Annotated in this window: 19 protein-coding genes and 1 tRNA gene; 8 read left to right on the top strand and 12 right to left on the bottom strand. The window is 66.7% G+C overall.

Annotated features, from left to right (window positions below):
* Nucleotides 1-16 precede the first annotated feature (16 nt).
* The 3 genes from FOB72_RS01180 to FOB72_RS01170 are packed head-to-tail and all read right to left on the bottom strand — an operon-like array spanning nt 17 to nt 2,584.
* Nucleotides 17-592, bottom strand: coding sequence for a hypothetical protein (locus FOB72_RS01180; protein ID WP_150370865.1), 576 nt, complete (start codon nt 590-592; stop codon nt 17-19).
* Nucleotides 589-1,026: a DNA polymerase III subunit chi gene (locus FOB72_RS01175; protein WP_150370864.1), complete on the bottom strand. Its 438-nt coding sequence runs from the start codon at nt 1,024-1,026 to the stop codon at nt 589-591. The genes FOB72_RS01180 and FOB72_RS01175 overlap by 4 nt, the downstream gene beginning before the upstream one ends.
* 25 nt (nt 1,027-1,051) lie before the next feature.
* Nucleotides 1,052-2,584: a leucyl aminopeptidase gene (locus FOB72_RS01170; RefSeq protein WP_150370863.1), complete on the bottom strand. Its 1,533-nt coding sequence runs from the start codon at nt 2,582-2,584 to the stop codon at nt 1,052-1,054.
* A 168-nt stretch (nt 2,585-2,752) separates the two neighbouring features.
* Between FOB72_RS01170 and lptF the strand changes: the two genes are divergently transcribed.
* The 3 genes from lptF to FOB72_RS01155 are packed head-to-tail and all read left to right on the top strand — an operon-like array spanning nt 2,753 to nt 5,430.
* On the top strand, nt 2,753-3,874 hold the full coding sequence (gene lptF / locus FOB72_RS01165) for an LPS export ABC transporter permease LptF (protein WP_150370862.1): 1,122 nt from the start codon (nt 2,753-2,755) through the stop codon (nt 3,872-3,874).
* The gene (lptG, locus tag FOB72_RS01160; protein WP_150370861.1) at nt 3,871-5,034 is read left to right on the top strand and encodes an LPS export ABC transporter permease LptG; all 1,164 of its coding nucleotides are present in this window, start codon (nt 3,871-3,873) and stop codon (nt 5,032-5,034) included. Before lptF ends, lptG begins: the two co-directional genes overlap by 4 nt.
* Before the next feature lie 3 nt (nt 5,035-5,037).
* Entirely contained in the window at nt 5,038-5,430 is a 393-nt protein-coding gene (locus FOB72_RS01155; RefSeq protein ID WP_150370860.1) for a sirohydrochlorin chelatase, read from the top strand.
* On the opposite strand, the gene cobA is transcribed toward FOB72_RS01155, so the two are convergent.
* Genes cobA through FOB72_RS01120 form a run of 7 tightly spaced genes read right to left on the bottom strand, consistent with a single transcriptional unit; the run spans nt 5,431 to nt 12,500 of the window.
* Nucleotides 5,431-6,225 carry a uroporphyrinogen-III C-methyltransferase gene (cobA, locus tag FOB72_RS01150; RefSeq protein WP_150370859.1) on the bottom strand — a complete coding sequence of 265 codons (795 nt, stop codon included), beginning with the start codon at nt 6,223-6,225 and terminating at the stop codon, nt 5,431-5,433.
* A 26-nt stretch (nt 6,226-6,251) separates the two neighbouring features.
* Nucleotides 6,252-7,556 (bottom strand): sulfate adenylyltransferase subunit 1, encoded by a 1,305-nt coding sequence (locus FOB72_RS01145; protein WP_150370858.1) that lies wholly within the window; start codon nt 7,554-7,556, stop codon nt 6,252-6,254.
* Between the two features lie 34 nt (nt 7,557-7,590).
* Entirely contained in the window at nt 7,591-8,574 is a 984-nt protein-coding gene (gene cysD, locus FOB72_RS01140; protein WP_150370857.1) for a sulfate adenylyltransferase subunit CysD, read from the bottom strand.
* 16 nt (nt 8,575-8,590) lie between these two features.
* Nucleotides 8,591-9,397, bottom strand: coding sequence for a phosphoadenylyl-sulfate reductase (locus tag FOB72_RS01135; RefSeq protein WP_150370856.1), 807 nt, complete (start codon nt 9,395-9,397; stop codon nt 8,591-8,593).
* Nucleotides 9,394-9,987 carry a DUF934 domain-containing protein gene (locus FOB72_RS01130; protein ID WP_150370855.1) on the bottom strand — a complete coding sequence of 198 codons (594 nt, stop codon included), beginning with the start codon at nt 9,985-9,987 and terminating at the stop codon, nt 9,394-9,396. Before FOB72_RS01130 ends, FOB72_RS01135 begins: the two co-directional genes overlap by 4 nt.
* Nucleotides 9,988-10,005: 18 nt before the next feature.
* Nucleotides 10,006-11,685 carry a nitrite/sulfite reductase gene (locus tag FOB72_RS01125; RefSeq protein ID WP_150370854.1) on the bottom strand — a complete coding sequence of 560 codons (1,680 nt, stop codon included), beginning with the start codon at nt 11,683-11,685 and terminating at the stop codon, nt 10,006-10,008.
* A 41-nt stretch (nt 11,686-11,726) separates the two neighbouring features.
* Nucleotides 11,727-12,500 carry a sulfite exporter TauE/SafE family protein gene (locus tag FOB72_RS01120; protein ID WP_150370853.1) on the bottom strand — a complete coding sequence of 258 codons (774 nt, stop codon included), beginning with the start codon at nt 12,498-12,500 and terminating at the stop codon, nt 11,727-11,729.
* Nucleotides 12,501-12,660: 160 nt separating this feature from the next.
* Here FOB72_RS01120 and FOB72_RS01115 point away from each other — a divergent pair, with 160 nt between their 5' ends.
* The 3 genes from FOB72_RS01115 to FOB72_RS01105 are packed head-to-tail and all read left to right on the top strand — an operon-like array spanning nt 12,661 to nt 15,679.
* Nucleotides 12,661-13,602 (top strand): CysB family HTH-type transcriptional regulator, encoded by a 942-nt coding sequence (locus tag FOB72_RS01115; RefSeq protein WP_150370852.1) that lies wholly within the window; start codon nt 12,661-12,663, stop codon nt 13,600-13,602.
* A gap of 20 nt (nt 13,603-13,622) precedes the next feature.
* On the top strand, nt 13,623-14,786 hold the full coding sequence (locus tag FOB72_RS01110) for a methyltransferase (RefSeq protein WP_150370851.1): 1,164 nt from the start codon (nt 13,623-13,625) through the stop codon (nt 14,784-14,786).
* Between the two features lie 17 nt (nt 14,787-14,803).
* Nucleotides 14,804-15,679, top strand: a complete 876-nt coding sequence (locus FOB72_RS01105; protein ID WP_150370850.1) for an NAD(P)-dependent oxidoreductase — start codon at nt 14,804-14,806, stop codon at nt 15,677-15,679.
* Here FOB72_RS01105 and FOB72_RS01100 read toward each other — a convergent pair whose 3' ends face one another.
* Nucleotides 15,680-16,594 carry an alpha/beta hydrolase gene (locus tag FOB72_RS01100; RefSeq protein ID WP_150370849.1) on the bottom strand — a complete coding sequence of 305 codons (915 nt, stop codon included), beginning with the start codon at nt 16,592-16,594 and terminating at the stop codon, nt 15,680-15,682.
* Between the two features lie 94 nt (nt 16,595-16,688).
* On the opposite strand from FOB72_RS01100, the gene FOB72_RS01095 reads away from it, so the two are divergent.
* Nucleotides 16,689-17,048: an HNH endonuclease gene (locus FOB72_RS01095; RefSeq protein ID WP_150370848.1), complete on the top strand. Its 360-nt coding sequence runs from the start codon at nt 16,689-16,691 to the stop codon at nt 17,046-17,048.
* An 86-nt stretch (nt 17,049-17,134) separates the two neighbouring features.
* Nucleotides 17,135-17,219: transfer RNA gene (locus FOB72_RS01090), tRNA-Leu, on the top strand.
* Between the two features lie 37 nt (nt 17,220-17,256).
* Here FOB72_RS01090 and FOB72_RS01085 read toward each other — a convergent pair.
* Entirely contained in the window at nt 17,257-18,222 is a 966-nt protein-coding gene (locus FOB72_RS01085; protein ID WP_150370847.1) for a LysR family transcriptional regulator, read from the bottom strand.
* Between the last annotated feature and the right edge of the window lie 67 nt (nt 18,223-18,289).

Genomic DNA, 18,289 nt, shown 5'->3' with positions numbered 1-18,289 from the left:
CGCGTCACACCCTGCGTTACATCCCGCCCGGGTCGCGCTCGATTTCTTCGAGCGTGGCATCGAGCCATTCGACCAGGCGCGCTTCCAGCGCCTGCGTCAGTTCCGCGGCCAGCTGCGCCGTCAGCGGCGCGAGGCGCGACTGCAGCGTCGCCTCGGTATGCGCCTCCACGACCTGCGGCCACTCGGTGCGGAACCGCATCATCACGCGCGTCAGCAGCTCGCTGCGCACGGCACGCAGATCGTCCTCCCCGGACAGATAAGGCGTGGCGTCGAGAATCGGCGGACCGCGGCCATCGTCCTCGAGGCGGTCGTCGAGCGCCACCACCTCAGTGAGCTCGACCACGTCGGTCAGCTCCACCACGTCGTTCAGCGCGACCATGTCGCCCAGATCGCTCGCCCCTTCGCTCCCGTCGCCCACATTCCCGACATGCGTGATCACCCCCGATGCGGGCATGCCCGTGGTATCGATCACGCCGCCCGGCGATGCCGCGTCAGCATCCGTCGCGGGCAGGTCGATGACCTCGGTCAGCAGCGGAATGCTGTCGTGGGGCCCGGGCCGCGGAATCACCCGCGAAGTGGTGCGCTCGCTCATGCCGACTCTCCTTTGGCGGACTGTCCGATGTCATGATGCGCGAGCGGATACCCGCGCTCGCGGTAGAAACGATATCGCGCGCGGCCCGCTTCGCGCGCTTCCGGCGAGGCGCCGACCACTTCGATCATCCGCTCGAAGCGCGCGAACTCCGCGGGCGCTTCCGCCTCGAGGTTGATCAGGATCTGATGGTGCGGCACCCCGTCGAGCGTCGCGGCCAGCACGATCGGCGTCACCGCCGCCTGCGGGCTGTCGAGCCCGCAGTGCGGCAGGAAGTCCAGCGCGGAGAACGTCCACAGCCGCTGGTCCAGCTGCGACAGCTGCTGGGGCGAGCCGTGCACCACCATCTTCTGCCCGGCGCCATAGGCCTTGCGGACCAGCCGGCAGACATAGCCGAGCGTGTCGGGCACGTTGCTGTGGAAGTCGATACGCGTCATCGTGCGGCTCCGCTCTCCGTGCCCGTCAGCCCACGCGGTCCATCAGGAAGCGCGCGAGCAGCGGCACCGGGCGGCCCGTGGCGCCCTTGGCCGCGCCGCTCTTCCAGGCGGTACCGGCGATATCCAGGTGGGCCCAGTCGTACTTCTCGGTATAGCGCGCGAGGAAGCACGCCGCCGTCACGCTGCCCGCGGGACGGCCGCCAATGTTCGCCATGTCGGCGAAATTGGACTTGAGCTGGTCCTGGTACTCGTCGTCCAGCGGCAGGCGCCAGGCGGTGTCCAGCGCCTTCTTGCCCGCGTCCAGCAGCTGGTCGGCCAGCATGTCGTTGCGCGCGTACAGGCCGCTGTTCACATGGCCCAGCGCGATGATGCAGGCGCCCGTGAGCGTGGCCACATCGATCACGGCGGCCGGCTTGAAGCGCTCGACGTAGGTCAGCGCGTCGCACAGGATCAGGCGGCCTTCGGCGTCGGTGTTCAGGATCTCGATGGTCTGGCCGGACATGCTGGTCACCACGTCGCCCGGCTTGGTCGCCACGCCGCTCGGCATGTTCTCGCAGGTCGGCACCACGGCAATCACGTTCAGGCGCAGGCCCATCTCGGCCACGGCCTGGATGGTGCCGAGCACCGAGGCGGCGCCGCACATGTCGTACTTCATTTCATCCATGCCCTCGCCCGGCTTCAGGGAAATACCGCCGGTATCGAAGGTGATGCCCTTGCCCACGAGCACCACGGGCGCCTGCTTGGCGCCCGCGCCGTCATAGCGCAGCACGATGAACTGGGGCGGCTCCACGCTGCCCTTGGTCACGGCCAGGAAGGCGCCCATCTTCAGCGCCTCGATCTGCTTGCGGCCGAGGATCTCGGCCTTGAGCTTGTGGCGCTTGGCGATCCCGCGGGCGGCATCGGCCAGGTAGGTCGGCGTGCAGATGTTCGACGGCAGGTTGCCGAGGTCGCGGGCCAGGTCCATGCCGTTGGCGATCGCGGTACCGCGCACCACGGCCTGGGTGGCGGCCTTGGCGTCCGCCGAATCCACGGCCAGCACGATCTTGCGCAGCGACGGGCGGTCCGCGCCGTTGGCGCCGCGCGGGGCGCGCTTGAGCTCCGGATGGCGCTCCAGCAGGCGGTAGCCGGCGTCGCGCACGAGCGTGATCGTCGTGATCACCGACCAGGCCACGTCGCGCTGGGTCGGGGCCTGCGGGGCCAGTGCCCACAGCGCCGTGGCGGCACGCGTGCCGGCCAGCGCACGAATCGCGGTGCGTACGGCCTCCGCGAACGCCTTGTCGTGAAAATCGGCTTCCTTGCCTAAACCCACGAGCAATACGCGGGCGGCGCCGATTCCGGGCACTTCATGCAGCATGATATGCGTGCCGCGCTTGCCTTCGAAGTCGCCCTGCTTGACCAGACGTGCCACCAGCCCCTTGGTGGCAACATCCAGTGCCTTGGCCACGCCGGCCAGATTCTGGCCTTCGAACAGACCGACCACGAGGCAGTCGGTCTTGGTCGCCAGGAAACCATTTTGGCCGGCCTTGCTCCAATCCAGGGCTTTTGTGCTAAATTCCATCGCGCTTCCTTCCAGGGGCTCGTCGAAAAGAAAGCCCCCATTATCCGCGATTTTCATCCGCGACTCGCCGCCGCCGACACGCCACGCTGACAGCCCCGCGGTCCTGCCAGCTTCCTCGGCGCCCCGGCACATCGCCCGCTCCGGCCGGCAGCCCGGAACCGAATCCGCATGATCTTTCAACAAGCTCTGCGACGCGAGCTCGCGTACACCGCCGGTGCGGTGTTCCTGGTCATGCTGACCTTCATGCTCACGTCGCTCGTCATCCGCATCCTGGGGCTCGCCGCCAACGGCAAGGCCAGCCCCAACGACGTGCTGATGCTGATCGGACTGGCGACCATCGGTTACCTGTCGATCCTGCTATCCGCCTCGCTGTTCATCTCGACGCTGATCGTTCTGACGCGCTGGTACAAGGACTCGGAGATGGTGGTGTGGTTCTCCGCCGGCATCTCCCTGCGGGACTTCGTGAAACCCGTGTTGCAGTTCGCCACGCCGTTCATCGTCATGTCCCTGCTGCTGGGGATGTTCGCGTGGCCCTGGGCCAACGAGCAGAGCGCGCTGTTTCGCGACCGCTTCCAGCAGCGCGGCGTGCTGTCGATGATCGCGTCGGGCCGTTTCATCGAGCCCGCCAACGGCAACTACGTGCTGTTCATCGAAGGCATCGACGGCCAGATGAAGAACGCGCAGAACGTGTTCGTCGCCAACGCCGAAGCCAACAAGATCGGCGTGGCGCTGTCCCATCAGGGCCACTTCGAGACGATGCCCAACGGCGACCGCCTCGTCGTGATGGAAAACGGCCGCCGCTACGCGGGCACGCCGGGCCAGCTCGACTATCGCATCCTCGAATTCGAGCGCTACGCGGTCAAGGTCGATACCAAACCGCCTGAAACCGAAGCCGACCTGCCGGCCAAGAGCCGCCCGACCCTCGATCTGCTGCGCAACCCGACGCGCGAGAACATGGGCGAGCTGCTCTGGCGTATCTCGCTGCCGATCCTGGCCTTCAATTTCGTGATGATCGCGATTCCGCTCGCGTACGTGAACCCGCGCCTCGGCCGGTACACGCCGCTGGTATTCGCGGTACTGATCTACCTGACCTACAGCAACGTGATCAACCTCGCCCAGGCTTGGGTGCGTTCGGGCTCGCTGCATTTCTGGACCGCGCTCGTACCGGTTCACCTCATCGTGTTCTTCGGCGCGGTGATGATGTTCCGTTACCGTCAGAACCGCAGCCTCGGCGGCTGGCGCGCCGTGTTTGGCCTTGGCCGCCGCAAGTCGAACGGGGGCCGCGCATGAAGGTCCTCTACGTCTACGAGCGGTATTTCGCGCGGCTGATCTACGGCGTCTTCTCGTTCATCCTCTTCGCGGTGCTCGCGCTGTTCGTGTTCTTCGACATGCTCAACGAGCTCGAGAGCGTGCAGGGCGGTTACACGTCGCTGATCGCGTTCTTCCACGTGATGCTGGAGGCGCCGACCCGCGTCTACGAGGTGCTGCCGATCGCGGTACTGATCAGCGCGATCTACGTGTTCTCGCAACTGGCCAGCCAGTCCGAGTACACGATCTTCCGCGTGGCGGGACTCAACACGCGGCAGGCGCTGTTCTCGCTGTTCAAGCTCGCGGTGCCGCTTGCGATCACGACGTTCATCTTTGGCGAGTTCATCGGCCCCGCGGCCGAGCAGTACGCGCAGAAGATCAAGCTTCAGGCGATCGGCGCGACGGTGTCGTCGGGCTTCCGCTCGGGCGTCTGGGTCAAGGACCGCGACAAGGACAACACGCCCGGCGCCGCCGGCGGCGAGGTCACGCGCTTCGTCAACGTGCAGGGCCTCAAGGCGGATCAGAGCATCAACGGCATCACGATCTACGAGTTCGACAGCAACTACCGGCTGCGCGTGATTCGCGTGGCGCAGGAAGGCCGCTACCAGGGTGGCCAGTCCTGGCAGCTGAACCAGGTCAACGAGACCCGCTTCATCGAGCTGCCGCACGAAGCGGGCGTTCGCCGCGACGCGCTGGCGCCGGACTTCCGCGCCGAGCAGGCCAGGTTCCCGAACATGGTCATGCATTCGGAGCTCACGCCGCAGATCCTGTCGGTGCTGCTCGTGACGCCGGAGCGGATGTCCACGGTGGACCTGTTCCGCTATATCCGCCACCTGCGCGACAACAAGCAGGACACGCAGCGGTACGAGATCGCGTTCTGGAAAAAGGTGGTCTACCCGCTCACGCTGTTCGTGATGGTCGCGCTGGCGCTGCCGTTCGCGTACCTGCATGCGCGGGCCGGCGCGGTGGGCGTCAAGGTGTTCGGCGGCATCATGCTGGGCCTGTCGTTCCACCTGTCCAACACGCTGTTCTCCCACGTCGGCCTGCTGCACACGTGGCCGCCCATCATCTCGGCGCTGGTCCCGGGGACGCTCTACCTGCTGGTGGGCCTCACGGCGCTGCGCTGGGTGGATCGGCACTAGCGCATGGCCGGCACGCCCTCCCCCGCCTCGCAGGCGCTGATCCTGTTCGCCCACGGCGCGCGCGATGCGCGCTGGCGCGAGCCGTTCGATCGGCTGCATGGCAAGCTCACGGCACTACTGCCCGGCTGCGACGTGCGGCTCGCATTTCTGGAATTGATGACGCCGGCATTGCCCGAGGTGCTTGCCGAACTCGCCGCGGACGGCCGTGCGCACGTCACGATCGTTCCGGTGTTCTTCGGGCAAGGGGGGCACTTGCGGCGCGACTTTCCGGCCCTCGTGGAACAGTGCCGCCAGCAGTATCCGGATATGCGGATCGATACGGCAACGGCTGTGGGCGAATCGGACAGCGTACTGGATGCCATTGCCGCGTATTGCGCGGCGTCGATCCGGGCCTGATCAGGCCGCGCGGATGGCGTCCGGCCGACCGTCGGCGGGTACCGCTTCCGTCTCGCGCTGTCCCAGCGCTTCCCCGATCATCAGCAGGCTCGGCTGCACCGGATCCATCCATGCCGCGGCCTCGCCGGCGGCCATCTCGCGCAGCGTGAACTGGTGGCTGCGCTGGCGCGGCGTGGTGGCGGCTTCCACGACCCAGGCGGGGGTGGTAGCGGGCTTGCCGCGCGCGATCAGCTGAGCGGCGATACGGGCCGCCTGATCGCGTCCCATGTAGTAGACGATGGTGTCTGCCTTGACGTCGGCATCGACGTCGACCTCGTCGGCGGCCTTGGCCTGTGTGGCGAACGCCACGCTGCGCGACACGCCGCGCTTGGTCAGCGGGCGCGCGATCGCGCTGGCGGCCGCGAGGGCCGCCGTGATGCCGGGCACCACTTCATACTCGATGCCCGCGGCTTCCAGCGCCTGAAGCTCCTCGTCGGCGCGCCCGAACAGCATCGGATCGCCACCCTTGAGGCGCACCACGCGCGCGTACTTGCCCGCCAGATCGACGATCTGGCGGTTGATGAACAGCTGCGCGGTGGAACGCTGGCCGCAACGCTTCCCCACTTCGATCAGCTCGGCCTGGGGACACCAGGCGAGCATCTCGGGCGACACCAGCGCATCGTGCAGCACGACCTCGGCCTCGCCCAGCAGGCGTGCGCCGCGCACCGTAATGAGGTCCGCCGCGCCGGGGCCCGCACCAATCAGGTACACCTTGCCCGGCGCGTGCCGTTTTGCCTTGTCTTGTGGGGAATTCATGTTCAGTGCCTGCGTGGCGTTACCGGTCAAGCGTATGCACGGATCATACCCGCTGCCACCGTGTGGTTGGTGGCTTCGTCGATCAGCACGAACGCGCCCGTCGCCGGGTTGTCGCCATACGCATCGCACACGATCGGCTTCTGCAGCGAGATCTGCACCGCGCCAATGTCGTTGAGACGGATATCGTGACGGCCGGTTTCATGCGACAGGGTATGAACGTCGAGCACGCGATCCACAGCCGACACGCGCGCGAACACGCTGGCCGTGGTGTGCTTGAGCACGTACTTGCGCGCCGGGTTCAGCGACTCGTCGTCGAACCAGCAAAGGTCCGCCTGCAGCTTCTTGGCCGCCACGGCAGCGGTCTCAGCGGCGACGAACATATCGCCCCGCGATACATCCACATCCTCGGACAGGCGCACGGTGACGGTGTCGCCCGCATGCGCGGCATCCGCGCTGCCGTTCGGCGTCAGCACCTCGGCGACCACGGCCTCGCGGTTCGCGGGCAGCACGCGGAGCTTCTGGCCCACGCGCACGGTACCCGCTTCCACGCGACCCGCGTAGCCGCGGAAGTCGTCCGATTGCGCGCCATCCTGGCGGATGACGAGCTGCACCGGGAAGCGCAGCGCCGCGTCGCCCGCGGGCGCGAAGTCCTGCACCGGCAGCGCTTCGAGCAGGGGCAGCAGCGGCTCGCCCTGATACCACGGCATGGCATCGCTCGCATGCACGATGTTGTCGCCACGCAGCGCGGACACGGGCACGTACTGCACGTCCTTCAGCCCCAGCTGTTCGGCCAGCTCGGTGTAGGCGGTGCGGATCTCGTTGAAGCGCTGTTCGCTGTAGTCGACGAGGTCCATCTTGTTGACCGCGACGATCACGTGCTGCAGTTCCAGCAGCTTGAGGATCGCCGAATGGCGCTTGGTCTGCGCGAGCAGCTCGGCGCGGCCGTTCGTGACCGTGACGCGCGTCGCATCGACGAGCACGATCGCGGCGTGCGCCGTGGAAGCGCCCGTGACCATGTTGCGCGTGTACTGCTCGTGACCCGGCGTGTCCGCGATGATGAACTTGCGGCGCGCGGTGGAGAAGTAGCGATATGCCACGTCGATGGTAATGCCCTGCTCGCGCTCGGCCTCGAGGCCGTCCGTCAGCAGCGAGAAGTCGATCTGCTCGCCCGCGGTGCGCTTGTTCTTGGCGTTGGCCAGCGCGGTCAGCTGGTCGGACAGCACGGCCTTGCTGTCGTACAGCAGGCGGCCGATCAGCGTGCTCTTGCCGTCGTCGACGGAGCCTGCGGTGATAAAGCGCAGCAGGCCTTGGTGATTCGATTGGGTGCTCATGAGTAATCCTGTTCCGTGGCGTCGGGGGTCGCGATCAGAAGTAGCCTTCTTTCTTGCGGCGTTCCATCGATGCTTCGCTGGTCTGGTCGTCCATGCGGGTCGCGCCACGCTCGGTGATCTCCGTCACCGCGGTTTCCGCGATGATCTCCACCGGCGAAGCCGCCGTGCTCGCCACCGGGCACGTGCAGCTGATATCGCCCACGGTACGGAAGCGGACCGACAGCACTTCGCTCTCGTCGCCATCCTGCTTCGGCGTGATGGGCGTCACGGGCACGAGCAGGCCATTCTTACGCACGACCTCGCGCTGGTGCGCGTAGTAGATCGGCGGCAGCGCCAGGTTCTCGCGCGCGATGTACTGCCACACGTCGAGCTCGGTCCAGTTCGAGATCGGGAACACGCGCATCTGCTCGCCCTGCGCCATGCGCGCGTTGTAGAGGCTCCACAGTTCCGGGCGCTGCGCCTTGGGATCCCACTGGCCGAATTCGTCGCGGAACGAGAAGATGCGCTCCTTCGCGCGGGCCTTCTCTTCGTCGCGGCGCGCGCCGCCCATCAGCGCGTCGTACTTGTGCGCCTCGATGGTTTCCAGCAGCGTCACGGCCTGCGCGGCATTGCGCGAGTCGGTTTCCTTGCGCAGGCGCACGGTGCCGCGCTTGATCGAGTCCTCGACATGGCCCACCACGAGGCGCGCGCCGATCTCGGCCACGCGCTGGTCGCGGAACGCGATCACTTCCGGATAGTTGTGGCCCGTGTCGATATGCACGAGCGGGAACGGCAGTTCGGTCTTGCGATCGCCGAGCCGGAACGCCTTGAGCGCCAGGTGCAGCATCACGATCGAATCCTTGCCGCCCGAGAACAGCAGCGCGGGATTGCGGCACTCGGCCACCACCTCGCGGATGATGTAGATCGACTCGGCTTCCAGCCGGTCGAGGTGGTCGTTCTGTACCTGCAGCAGGTGCTCGACGTTGCTGGCAACGTTGGCGGTAACTTCTGCTTCGGCGATTTCGTTCATGATGCCCATGTCGTGTGGCCTCGTTTTAATGCTTGATGTTCTGTTCGTGCAACCCGCATTCCTTGGAGTCCTTCGACTCCCACCACCAGCGCCCGGCGCGTACATCCTCGCCGGCCTTGGTCGCGCGCGTACACGGCTCGCAGCCGATGCTCGGGTAACCCTTGGCATGCAGCGCGTTGACGGGCACGTTGTGGCGCGTCAGGTAGGCCCAGACTTCGGCCTCGCTCCAGTCCGCCAGCGGGTTGAACTTCGGAATGCCGCGCGCATCGTCCATCTCTTCGAACGGCAGCTCCAGGCGCGTGACGGCCTGCTCGCGGCGCTGGCCCGTCATCCACGCATCGGCGTGGGACAGCGCGCGGTTGAGCGGCTCGACCTTGCGAATGCCGCAGCAGGACTTGCGCAGGTCCACGCTCTCGTAGAACGCGTTCTCGCCGTGGCGCTTCACGTAGTTCTCGACCGCTTCCGCATCGGGCGTGAACTGCTCGATCACGTAGCCGTAGTGCGCATGCACCTTGTCCAGCACCGCCAGCGTTTCGGCATGCAGGCGGCCCGTGTTCAGCGTGAACACGCGGATACCCGCGCGCACGCCTTCGTTGCCGCGCAGGATCGCGTCCGTCAGCACCATGTCCTCGGCGGCCAGGCTCGTGGCGAAGCGCGCGCGGAAAAAGCGCGACGCAATGCCCGCCAGCCGTTCGGCCAGCGCCTGTTCCTTGGCCTCGAGGGCCTCGATCGAGCCCGTGTACAGGGGCATCGTCCACAGCGCTGGGGGACGCAGGGACGACACCTCCGCGGAGGCATCGACAACGGGAATGTCTGACAGGACGACGCTCATGCCGCCCCGCCTTGATGCGCAGCCCCGTGCGCCGTTACCTCCGCGCGGGCGCGGCGGAACAGCGGCAGGGGCTCATCCACCGACGCCTGGTAGGCCACGGTGAATTCGGTGAAGCCCTTGATCGCGTCCTCGATGTTCTTGTCCGCGCGCACCGCGAACGCATCGAAGCCGCAACGCTTCATGAAGTTGAGCTGGTCGCGCAGCACGTCGCCGATGGCGCGCAGCTGGCCCGCCCAGTGATAGCGCGTGCGCAGCAGATAGGCCGTCGAGAAGCCGCGGCCATCACGGAACACCGGGAAGTCCACCGCCACCACCGAAACCTGCTTGAACAGGACCTCGGCATCGGCCGGCTCGTCTTCCGGGGCCAGCCACACGCCGGTGATGGCCGGGTCACGGCCAGCCAGCAGCGCTTCGCTGGCTTTCCATACCGACAGCGGGAACAGCACGGCGTCCTTACCCTGTGCGGCGGCGGCGATACGCGCCTCGTCGAGCGGTTCCGCTTCGGTCGCGCGCAGCACGGTCCAGTTGTCGTCGACGATGACCGGACGCACTTCCGTGGCGCTGCGTTGCAGTTGAATGATCTTTGCCATGTTCGTTTTCTCCGGTCTTCAGGCTTCGGCGCGCTCGCGCTGCTTGTCGGCGTACACGCGTTCCTTGAACGGCGTGATACCGATGCGCGACAGCGTCTGGATGAACGGCTCGTCCTCGACGCGGTTGGCGACGAACGTGTCGATGATGCGGCTGACCACATCGGGCATTTCCTCGGCGCTGAACGACGGGCCGATGACCTTGCCGAGCGCCGCGTTGTTGCCTTGCGCGCCGCCGAGCGTCACCTGGTACCACTCGGAACCGTCCTTGTCCACGCCGAGCACGCCGATATTGCCGACGTGGTGATGGCCGCAGGCGTTGATGCAGCCGGAGATGTTCAGCGAGAGTTCGCCGAGGTCGTAGACGTAGTCGAGGTCCTCGAAGCGCTCCTGGATCGCGGCCGCGATCGGCAGCGACTTGGCGTTGGCCAGCGAGCAGAAGTCGCCGCCCGGGCACGCGATGATGTCGGTCAGCAGGCCGATGTTCGCGGTGGCCAGGCCGGCCTTCTTCGCGAGCTGCCACAGGTCGAACAGGTCGCGCTTCTTCACGTCCGGCAGGATCAGGTTCTGCTCGTGCGCCACGCGCAGTTCGCCGTAGCCGAAGCGGTCGGCCAGATCGGCCACCGCATCCATCTGCACGTCGGTGGCGTCGCCCGGGGGCGATGCGGGACCGGGCTTCGTCGACAGCGTGACGGCCGCATAGCCCGTCACCTTGTGGCCATGCACGTTACGGCTGACCCAGCGCGCGAACGCCTTGTCCTCGAGCAAATGCTTTTCGTAGGACGCATCGGTATCGGGCAGCTTCTCGTAGGCCGGGGGCGCGAAGTACTGCGCCACGCGGTCGAATTCTTCCTGCGTGATCGTGCCGGGACCGTCCTTGCTGAACTGCCATTCTTCCTCGACTTCCTTGGCGAACTTCTCCGCGCCGATGGCCTTCACGAGGATCTTGATACGCGCCTTGTACTTGTTGTCGCGGCGGCCATAGCGGTTGTACACGCGAATGGCCGACTCGACGTACGACAGCAGGTGCTGCCACGGCAGGTCTTCCTTGATCACGGTGCCGAGGATCGGCGTGCGGCCCAGGCCGCCACCGGCCCAGATACGCAGGCGCGTCTCGCCTTCCGAGTTGCGGTAGGCCTCGATGCCGATATCGTGCATCTGGATCACGGCGCGATCGGTCGCCGAGGCGTTGATCGCGATCTTGAACTTGCGCGGCAGGAACGCGAATTCGGGCTGGAACGTGCTCCACTGGCGCAGCAGTTCGGCCAGCACGCGCGGATCGACGTACTCGTCCGGCGCCACGCCGGCGAAGTGGTCGGTCGTGATGTTGCGGACGCAGTTGCCCGAGGTCTGGATGCCGTGCATCTCGACGCTGGCGAGGTCGGCCAGCACGTCGGGCACGCGCTCGAGGTCCATCCAGTTGTACTGGATGTTCTGGCGCGTCGAGAAATGGCCGTAGCCGCGGTCGTACGTGCGCGCGATATGCGCGAGCATGCGCAGCTGCTTCGACGACAGCAGGCCATACGGAATCGCCACGCGCAGCATGTACGCATGGCGCTGCATGTACAGGCCGTTCTGCAGCCGCAGCGGCAGGAATTCTTCCTCGGTCAGTTCGCCGGAGAGACGGCGCTGTACCTGGTCACGAAACTGGGCAACGCGTTCGTTGACGATGCGTTGGTCATACTGGTCGTACTGATACATGGTGTGGGTCCGTTCAGTATTCGTCGTTTAATCGGGGGCGCTCAGGAGACGAGCTTGATCGCGACGAGCGTCAAGGTCGTTGCCAGGGCCGCGCGCACGAGCCGCTCGGGCAGTGCCCGCGACAGTTGCGCGCCAAGCCAGATGCCGGGGATCGAGCCCACCAGCAGCGCGAGGAGCAGGTTCCAGTGCACGGTACCGAGCCACACATGGCCAAGGCCGGCCAGCGCGGTCAGCGGCACCGCGTACGCGATGTCGGTGCCGGCCACTTCGGCCGGCTTCATATGGGGGTACAGCAGCAGGATCAGCGTCGCGCCGACCGCGCCCGCGCCGATCGACGACACGGTCACGAGCACGCCGATCACGGCGCCGACGATGACCGTCGCAATCGTCTGCGCGCGGCCTTCGAGCTGGAAACGGGGATGACGCGCGAGCCAGTCGAGCATCTGCTTGCGGAACAGCAGCGAGGCGACGGTCAGCAGCACCGACACGCCGATGGTCAGGCGGATCGCGTGCAGCCACTGGGCGTCGAGCTCGCCGGCACTCTTGAGGACAAGGATGGCCGCGACCGCGGCGGGCAGGCTGCCGATGCAGAGGCGGCGCACCACGTGCCACTGCACGTGGCCATGCGCGCGGTGCGCGATCGTGCCGAAGCCCTTGGTGATGGCGGCGAAGGCGAGGTCAGTGCCGACCGCCGTGGCGGGCGAGAAGCCGAACAGCAGCGTCAGCAGCGGCGTCATGAGCGAACCCCCACCCACGCCGGTCAAACCGACGAGGAGACCGACCAGCAGACCGGAAACGGTATAGGCGAGGGACATGCAAGCTCTCGGCGAGGCCCCTTGCCGGGATGCTCGGGCGCCTGCGGGGGGCGGCGCGCGAAGACACTGGGCCATTCATTAACAAAGTTCGCAAATCGTAATAAACTGGCCTCATATCTCAAACTAATAAGAAGTTGTTTGTTTATACGACCGAAGTTATATGAACCTGCACCAGTTCCGATTCGTCCGTGAAGCCGTCCGTCAGAATTTCAATCTGACCGAGGCGGCTAAAGCGCTTTATACGTCACAACCGGGCGTCTCGAAGGCTATTATCGAGCTGGAAGAGGAGCTGGGTGTCGATATCTTCACACGCCACGGCAAGCGGATTCGCAGCCTGACCGAGCCGGGGCGGCGCATCCTGACCTCCGTGGAGAAGATTTTGCAGGAGGTGGAGAGCCTCAAACGTGTCGGCAAGGACTATGCGGCACAGGATCAGGGCAACTTCACCATCGCCACCACGCACACGCAGGCCCGTTATGCCCTGCCCCGCGTGGTCGGCGAGTTCACCAAGCGTTACCCGAAGGTCCGCCTGTCCATCCAGCAGGGCAACCCGGCCCAGATCGCCGACATGGTCCTGCACGACCAGGCCGACATCGCGATCGCGACGGAAGGGATCTCGCGCGACCGCGGCCTCGTGTCCCTGCCCGGCTATCAATGGCAACATGTGGTGGTTACGCCACCCGACCATCCGCTGCTCGAGCGCAAGCACCTGACGATCGAGGATCTGATGGCCTTCCCGCTCATTACCTACGACCCGAACTTCGCGGGCCGGCCCAAGATCGACAAGGCGTTCGAGCTGCGACAGCTGCAGCCGGACATCGTGCTCGAGGCCGTCGATGCCGACGTGATCAAGACTTACGTCGAGATCGGCCTCGGGGTCGGCATCGTCGCGGGCGTCGCGTTCGACCCCGAGCGCGACCGCAACCTGCGTGGCATTCCGGCCGGCCACCTGTTCGGTACCAATGTGACCCATCTGGCCGTCAAGCAAGGCGCCTACCTGCGCAGCTTCGTCTACACCTTCATCGAACTGTTCTCGCCCACGCTGAACCGCAAGCTGGTCGAGCAGGCGATGTCCGGCGACCACGAAGCCTACGAGCTCTGATTGCCCCTGTTGACTTGAGTATGTCCACCCATTCATCCGAACCCATCATCCACTGGACCGAGGACGGTGCCGAGCGCCAGGCGCGCTGGCGCTCCGAGGCCGGTGTGCCCGCGCCCAGGCGCGTGGTCATCGCCGACGACACCACGTCGGCCGATACCGCCTATCGTCTCGCCTGCGAGGGCACCGCGCTGCTGTGGCGCGGGGACTTTCAGAACGCGCGCCAGCTGCTGCAGGCCATGGCCCGCCGCACGGACCGCAAGCCCAGGCGCGCGCCCAAGGGGGCCAAGGCTCCCGCGAGCGTGACCGAGGCCTTCCATCTGCATCGGCTCGCGCAGTCGCAGCGCGCGCGCACGCTGGGCATGCTGCTGATTCCGTTCGATGCGGACCACGTGGTGCCGCTGCGCCGCGCGCCCGATGTGCACGAGGCCTGCGTGCAGGTCCATGGCGAGACCGATGCCCCGTACGTGGCCTCCCTGCGCGAACTGCTCGGCATGATCGGCGCCTACGAATGGCGCCGCAAGGGCGTGGAAGTGCCGGCGCTCGAGGACCGCATCCATCCGTGGTACGGCGTGTTCTCGCCGGTACGCGGCGAATATCTCGATCTCGTGGCCGCCGAGCCGCTGCCCGCCGGGCTGGCGAAGCAGTCGCTCGCGTTCGATATCGGTACGGGTACCGGCGTGATCGCCGCCGTGCTCGCGCGCCGCGGCGTGCGGCGCGTGGTGGCCACCGACCAGGATCCGCGCGCGCTGGGCTGCGCGCGGGCAAACCTTTCGCAGCTGGGTTACGCGGACCGCGTCGAAGTCACCGAAGCCGATCTGTTCCCGGCCGGCCGCGCGCCGCTCGTGGTCTGCAATCCGCCATGGGTGCCCGCCCGGCCGAGCTCGCCGATCGAGCACGCCGTGTTCGATCCGGAAAGCCGCATGCTGCGCGGTTTCCTCGCGGGACTGGCCGCGCATCTGGAGCCGGGCGGCGAAGGCTGGCTGCTGCTCTCGGACTTTGCCGAGCATCTGGGCCTGCGCACGCGAGAGGAACTGCAGGGCTGGATCGATGCGGCGGGGCTCGTCGTGGCCGGCCGCTCGGATATCCGTCCGCGCCACCCGAAGGCCGCCGATGCCGACGATCCGCTGCACGCCGCGCGCGTGGCCGAAGTGACGTCGCTCTGGAAACTGCGCGCCAAAGCCTAGAACGTGGAGACCGTTTCATGACTACCGTTGCATTCATTGGCCTCGGCGTGATGGGCGCGCCGATGGTCGGCCATCTGATCGCAGCCGGCCATACCGTGCGCGCCTCCGTGCGCCGGCCGGAAGCCGCCGAGGCGGCGCGCGCGCTCGGCGCCGAACCGTTCTTCTCTCACGCCGAAGCGGCACGCGGCGCCGAGGTCGTCTTTACCAACGTGACATCGTCCGAGGACGTGCGCGAGGTATTGCTCGGCAAGAACGGCGTGGTGGACGGCGCCGCGCCGGGCACGATCTGCATCGACCACAGCACGATCTCCCCGATCGTCACGCGCGAGATCGCGGCGGCGCTTGCCGCGCGCGGCATCGAGGCGCTCGACTGCCCGGTGTCGGGCGGCGTGATCGGCGCGCAGGCGGCCACGCTGACGATCATGGTCGGTGGCAGCGAAGCCGTGCTCGAGCGCGTGCGCCCGTTGCTGGCCGTCATCGGCAAGCATATCAACTACATCGGCGATCATGGCGCGGGCCAGGTGGCCAAGCTGTGCAACCAGATCGCGCAGGTCGTCAATATCGAAGGCATTGCGGAAGCGATGCGCTTTGCGGGCGCGCAGGGCGTCGACACGCAGCGCGTGTTCAACGCGATGGCCAGCGGCTTCGCGGGCAGCCGCATGCTCGATCTGCTCGGACCGAAGATGGTCTCGCGCGATTTCGCGCCGGGCATGGAAGCGCGCCTGCACTACAAGGATTTCGGCCTCGCCAACGGTATCGCCGAAGAACTCGGGCTGCCGCTGCCCGCGATGCGCGCCACCGCGGCGCAACTCGACAAGCTTATCGACAACGGCTGGGGCAAGGACGATACGTCTTCGCTGCTGCGCGTGCTCGAACAGCAGAACGGAAAGTAATCAGACCGCGCCCACCATCGCGAGGGTCGCGCGCAGCAACGGCGTGCCCTCGCGCGCAAGGTCGTCCAGCGCGTTGAAATGGTGCCGGCCCGGCAGCGGAATGTCCTCGCGCACATTGTCGGGCCAGGCTGCCCGGATCAGCGCCTTCTGGCGATGGAACTCGCTCGACTCGAGCTCCCCCACGGCCGTGATGAACGGCGCATCGGTCGCGGGCTTCAGGTAGGCCGGCGAGAGCCGCTCGACGTCAGCCGCGCTGAGCTTCAGATCCGTCTGCAGGAATTCGGCGCGCCGCAGCGGCTCGAGGTCGTACAGCCCGCTGATCGACATCCCACCCTTGACCAGATCGGCCGGCAGGTCCGCGCCGAACTGCGGCCAGAGCGCCGCCATCAGCATCGCCACGAGATGCCCGCCCACCGAATGGCCCGCCAGATAGATGCGGTCGCGGTCGTGCCCCAGCGCATCGGCCTCGCGGTAGAGCCACGCCACGCTCTGCAGGACCTGCCGCACGATCGTCTCGACGCTGACCGCCGGACATAACGAATAGTTGATCACCGCGACCGACACGCCCTTGCGCGGCAGCTGCGTCGCGACAAAGCTGTGGTCGCTCTTGTCGAGCGAGCGGAAGTACCCGCCGTGAATAAACACCAGCAGCGGCGGCCGCGCGAAATCGACGCTGGTCACCGCGGGAAAATAATCGAGCGTCTCCGCGTCGGCGTACGGGGAATCGGGGTCGCCATAGCCGAGCCCCTCGCGAAACGTGACACGCGCGCGCACGAGCGCGGAGTCCGCTGCCCATCGGGCCATATGCACGGGATGATCGGGCACGAGCGCGCGGTTGTTGTACGCGTGCGCATAGAAGGCAGGATCCTGCGAGGGCAGTTCGGCGAGACTGGCCAGGGTGGGATGGGCAGACATGGCGGTTCCGTTCGTCATGAGATCACGATGGTGGCGCTGTGATCCTACACGATCTGATAACGTACCCGCTCGAACCCTTCCCATGGATACCGCCATGGTCGTCAAACGCCGGCTCCGCGCCAACGCGCACGATCAACTCGGCCCACCCGCGATCCCGGTGGCGGCCAACGCGCGCTGCCCGCTATGCGGCCGTCCGCTGCTCGAAGACGCCAGCACCGATCTGCACCACCCGATCCCGAAAAGCCAGGGCGGCCGCGAGGTCGTGCCCATGCACCGTATCTGCCACCAGAAGATCCACTCGGTCTTTACGGAACCCGAACTCGCGGCCACCTATCACGACTGGCCCACGCTGCGCGCCCACCCGGTCATCGCCGCCTTCATCCGCTGGATCGCGCGCAAGCCGCCGGGCTTCTACGACCGCAACCGCACCACCAACGCCCGCCGCGGCCGCTGACCGCCAATCCCGTTGTTCCGCCCCCCGATTTCCGGCATAATCCCCGATTCATCGCGGGCACTGCATTGGCAGCGGCCCCACCCAAGGCCCGGGTGGTGAAACAGGTAGACGCAGGGGACTCAAAATCCCCCGCCGCAAGGCGTGTCGGTTCGAGTCCGACCCCGGGCACCAATTCGAAAGCCGTCCCAGCGCAAGCCGGGACGGCTTTTTAACGTCTGGCGCGCGCGTTCGCTTTCGGTACCGGTGCTGGCGGCGCTGGTGCTGGCGCCGGCCGGGACGGCATCGCACGAATGAAGTCGATGAACGCCCGCAGTGGCGCGGGCACCAGCTGTCGGCCGGCGTAGTAGAGGAACGGCCCGGAAAACGATGTCCACCACGGCTCCAGGATCGGTTCGAGCGCGCCGGTAGCAAAGTGCGGGCGCAGCCAATCCTCGAACAGATGGATGACGCCGGTGCCCGCGATCGCCACATCCACGGCCAGATCGACGCCACCCCCGACATGCACGAGCAGCGGGCCGTCAGGATTGATGGTCACCGTCTTGCCATGGCGACCGAACTCCCAGGGATAGATCGCGCCGCTGCTGAAACGGCCCCGGATACACGCGTGGTCCAGCAGCTCCTTCGGATGCTTCGGGCGGCCACGGCTATACAGATACGCGGGTGCGGCCGCGGTCGCCAGGCGCTGCACGCGCGGACCGATCGGGATGGCGATCATGTCCTGCTCCAGTCGCTCCTCGTAGCGAATGCCCGCATCGCAGCCGGCCGCAATCACATCGACGAAGCTTTCCTCGGTGATGACTTCGACGCGGACGTCCGGATAGGCCGCGAGAAAACCCGGAAGAATCGACGGCAAGACCAGCCTCGCGGCGCTGACCGGCACATTGAGCCGCAGCGTGCCCATCGGCCGGTTGCGGAACTGGTTCACGACGTCGATCGCGGCCTCGACCTCGTCGAGCGCCGGCGTCAACCGCTCCAGCAGCCGGCTCCCCGCTTCCGTCGGCACCACGCTTCGCGTATTGCGGTTGAGCAGGCGCACGCCGAGTTGCGCCTCGAGCCGGCGCACGGCCTCGCTCAGGCTCGAAGCGCTGCCCCCCGCGAGCCGCGCGCCGTCTCGAAAACCTTTTGCACGCGCCACGGCGACAAACGCATTCAGATCGTTCAGGTCATGTTTCATTGTTCGGGTTTCCGCACAGCCCGTCCGGTTTATGGGTCATTGTCGCACAGGGTCATGGCACCTACAT

Origin of the sequence: Cupriavidus pauculus (assembly GCF_008693385.1) — a bacterium.
Lineage (GTDB): Bacteria > Pseudomonadota > Gammaproteobacteria > Burkholderiales > Burkholderiaceae > Cupriavidus > Cupriavidus pauculus_D.
This window is presented reverse-complemented; position numbering and strand designations above follow the sequence as displayed.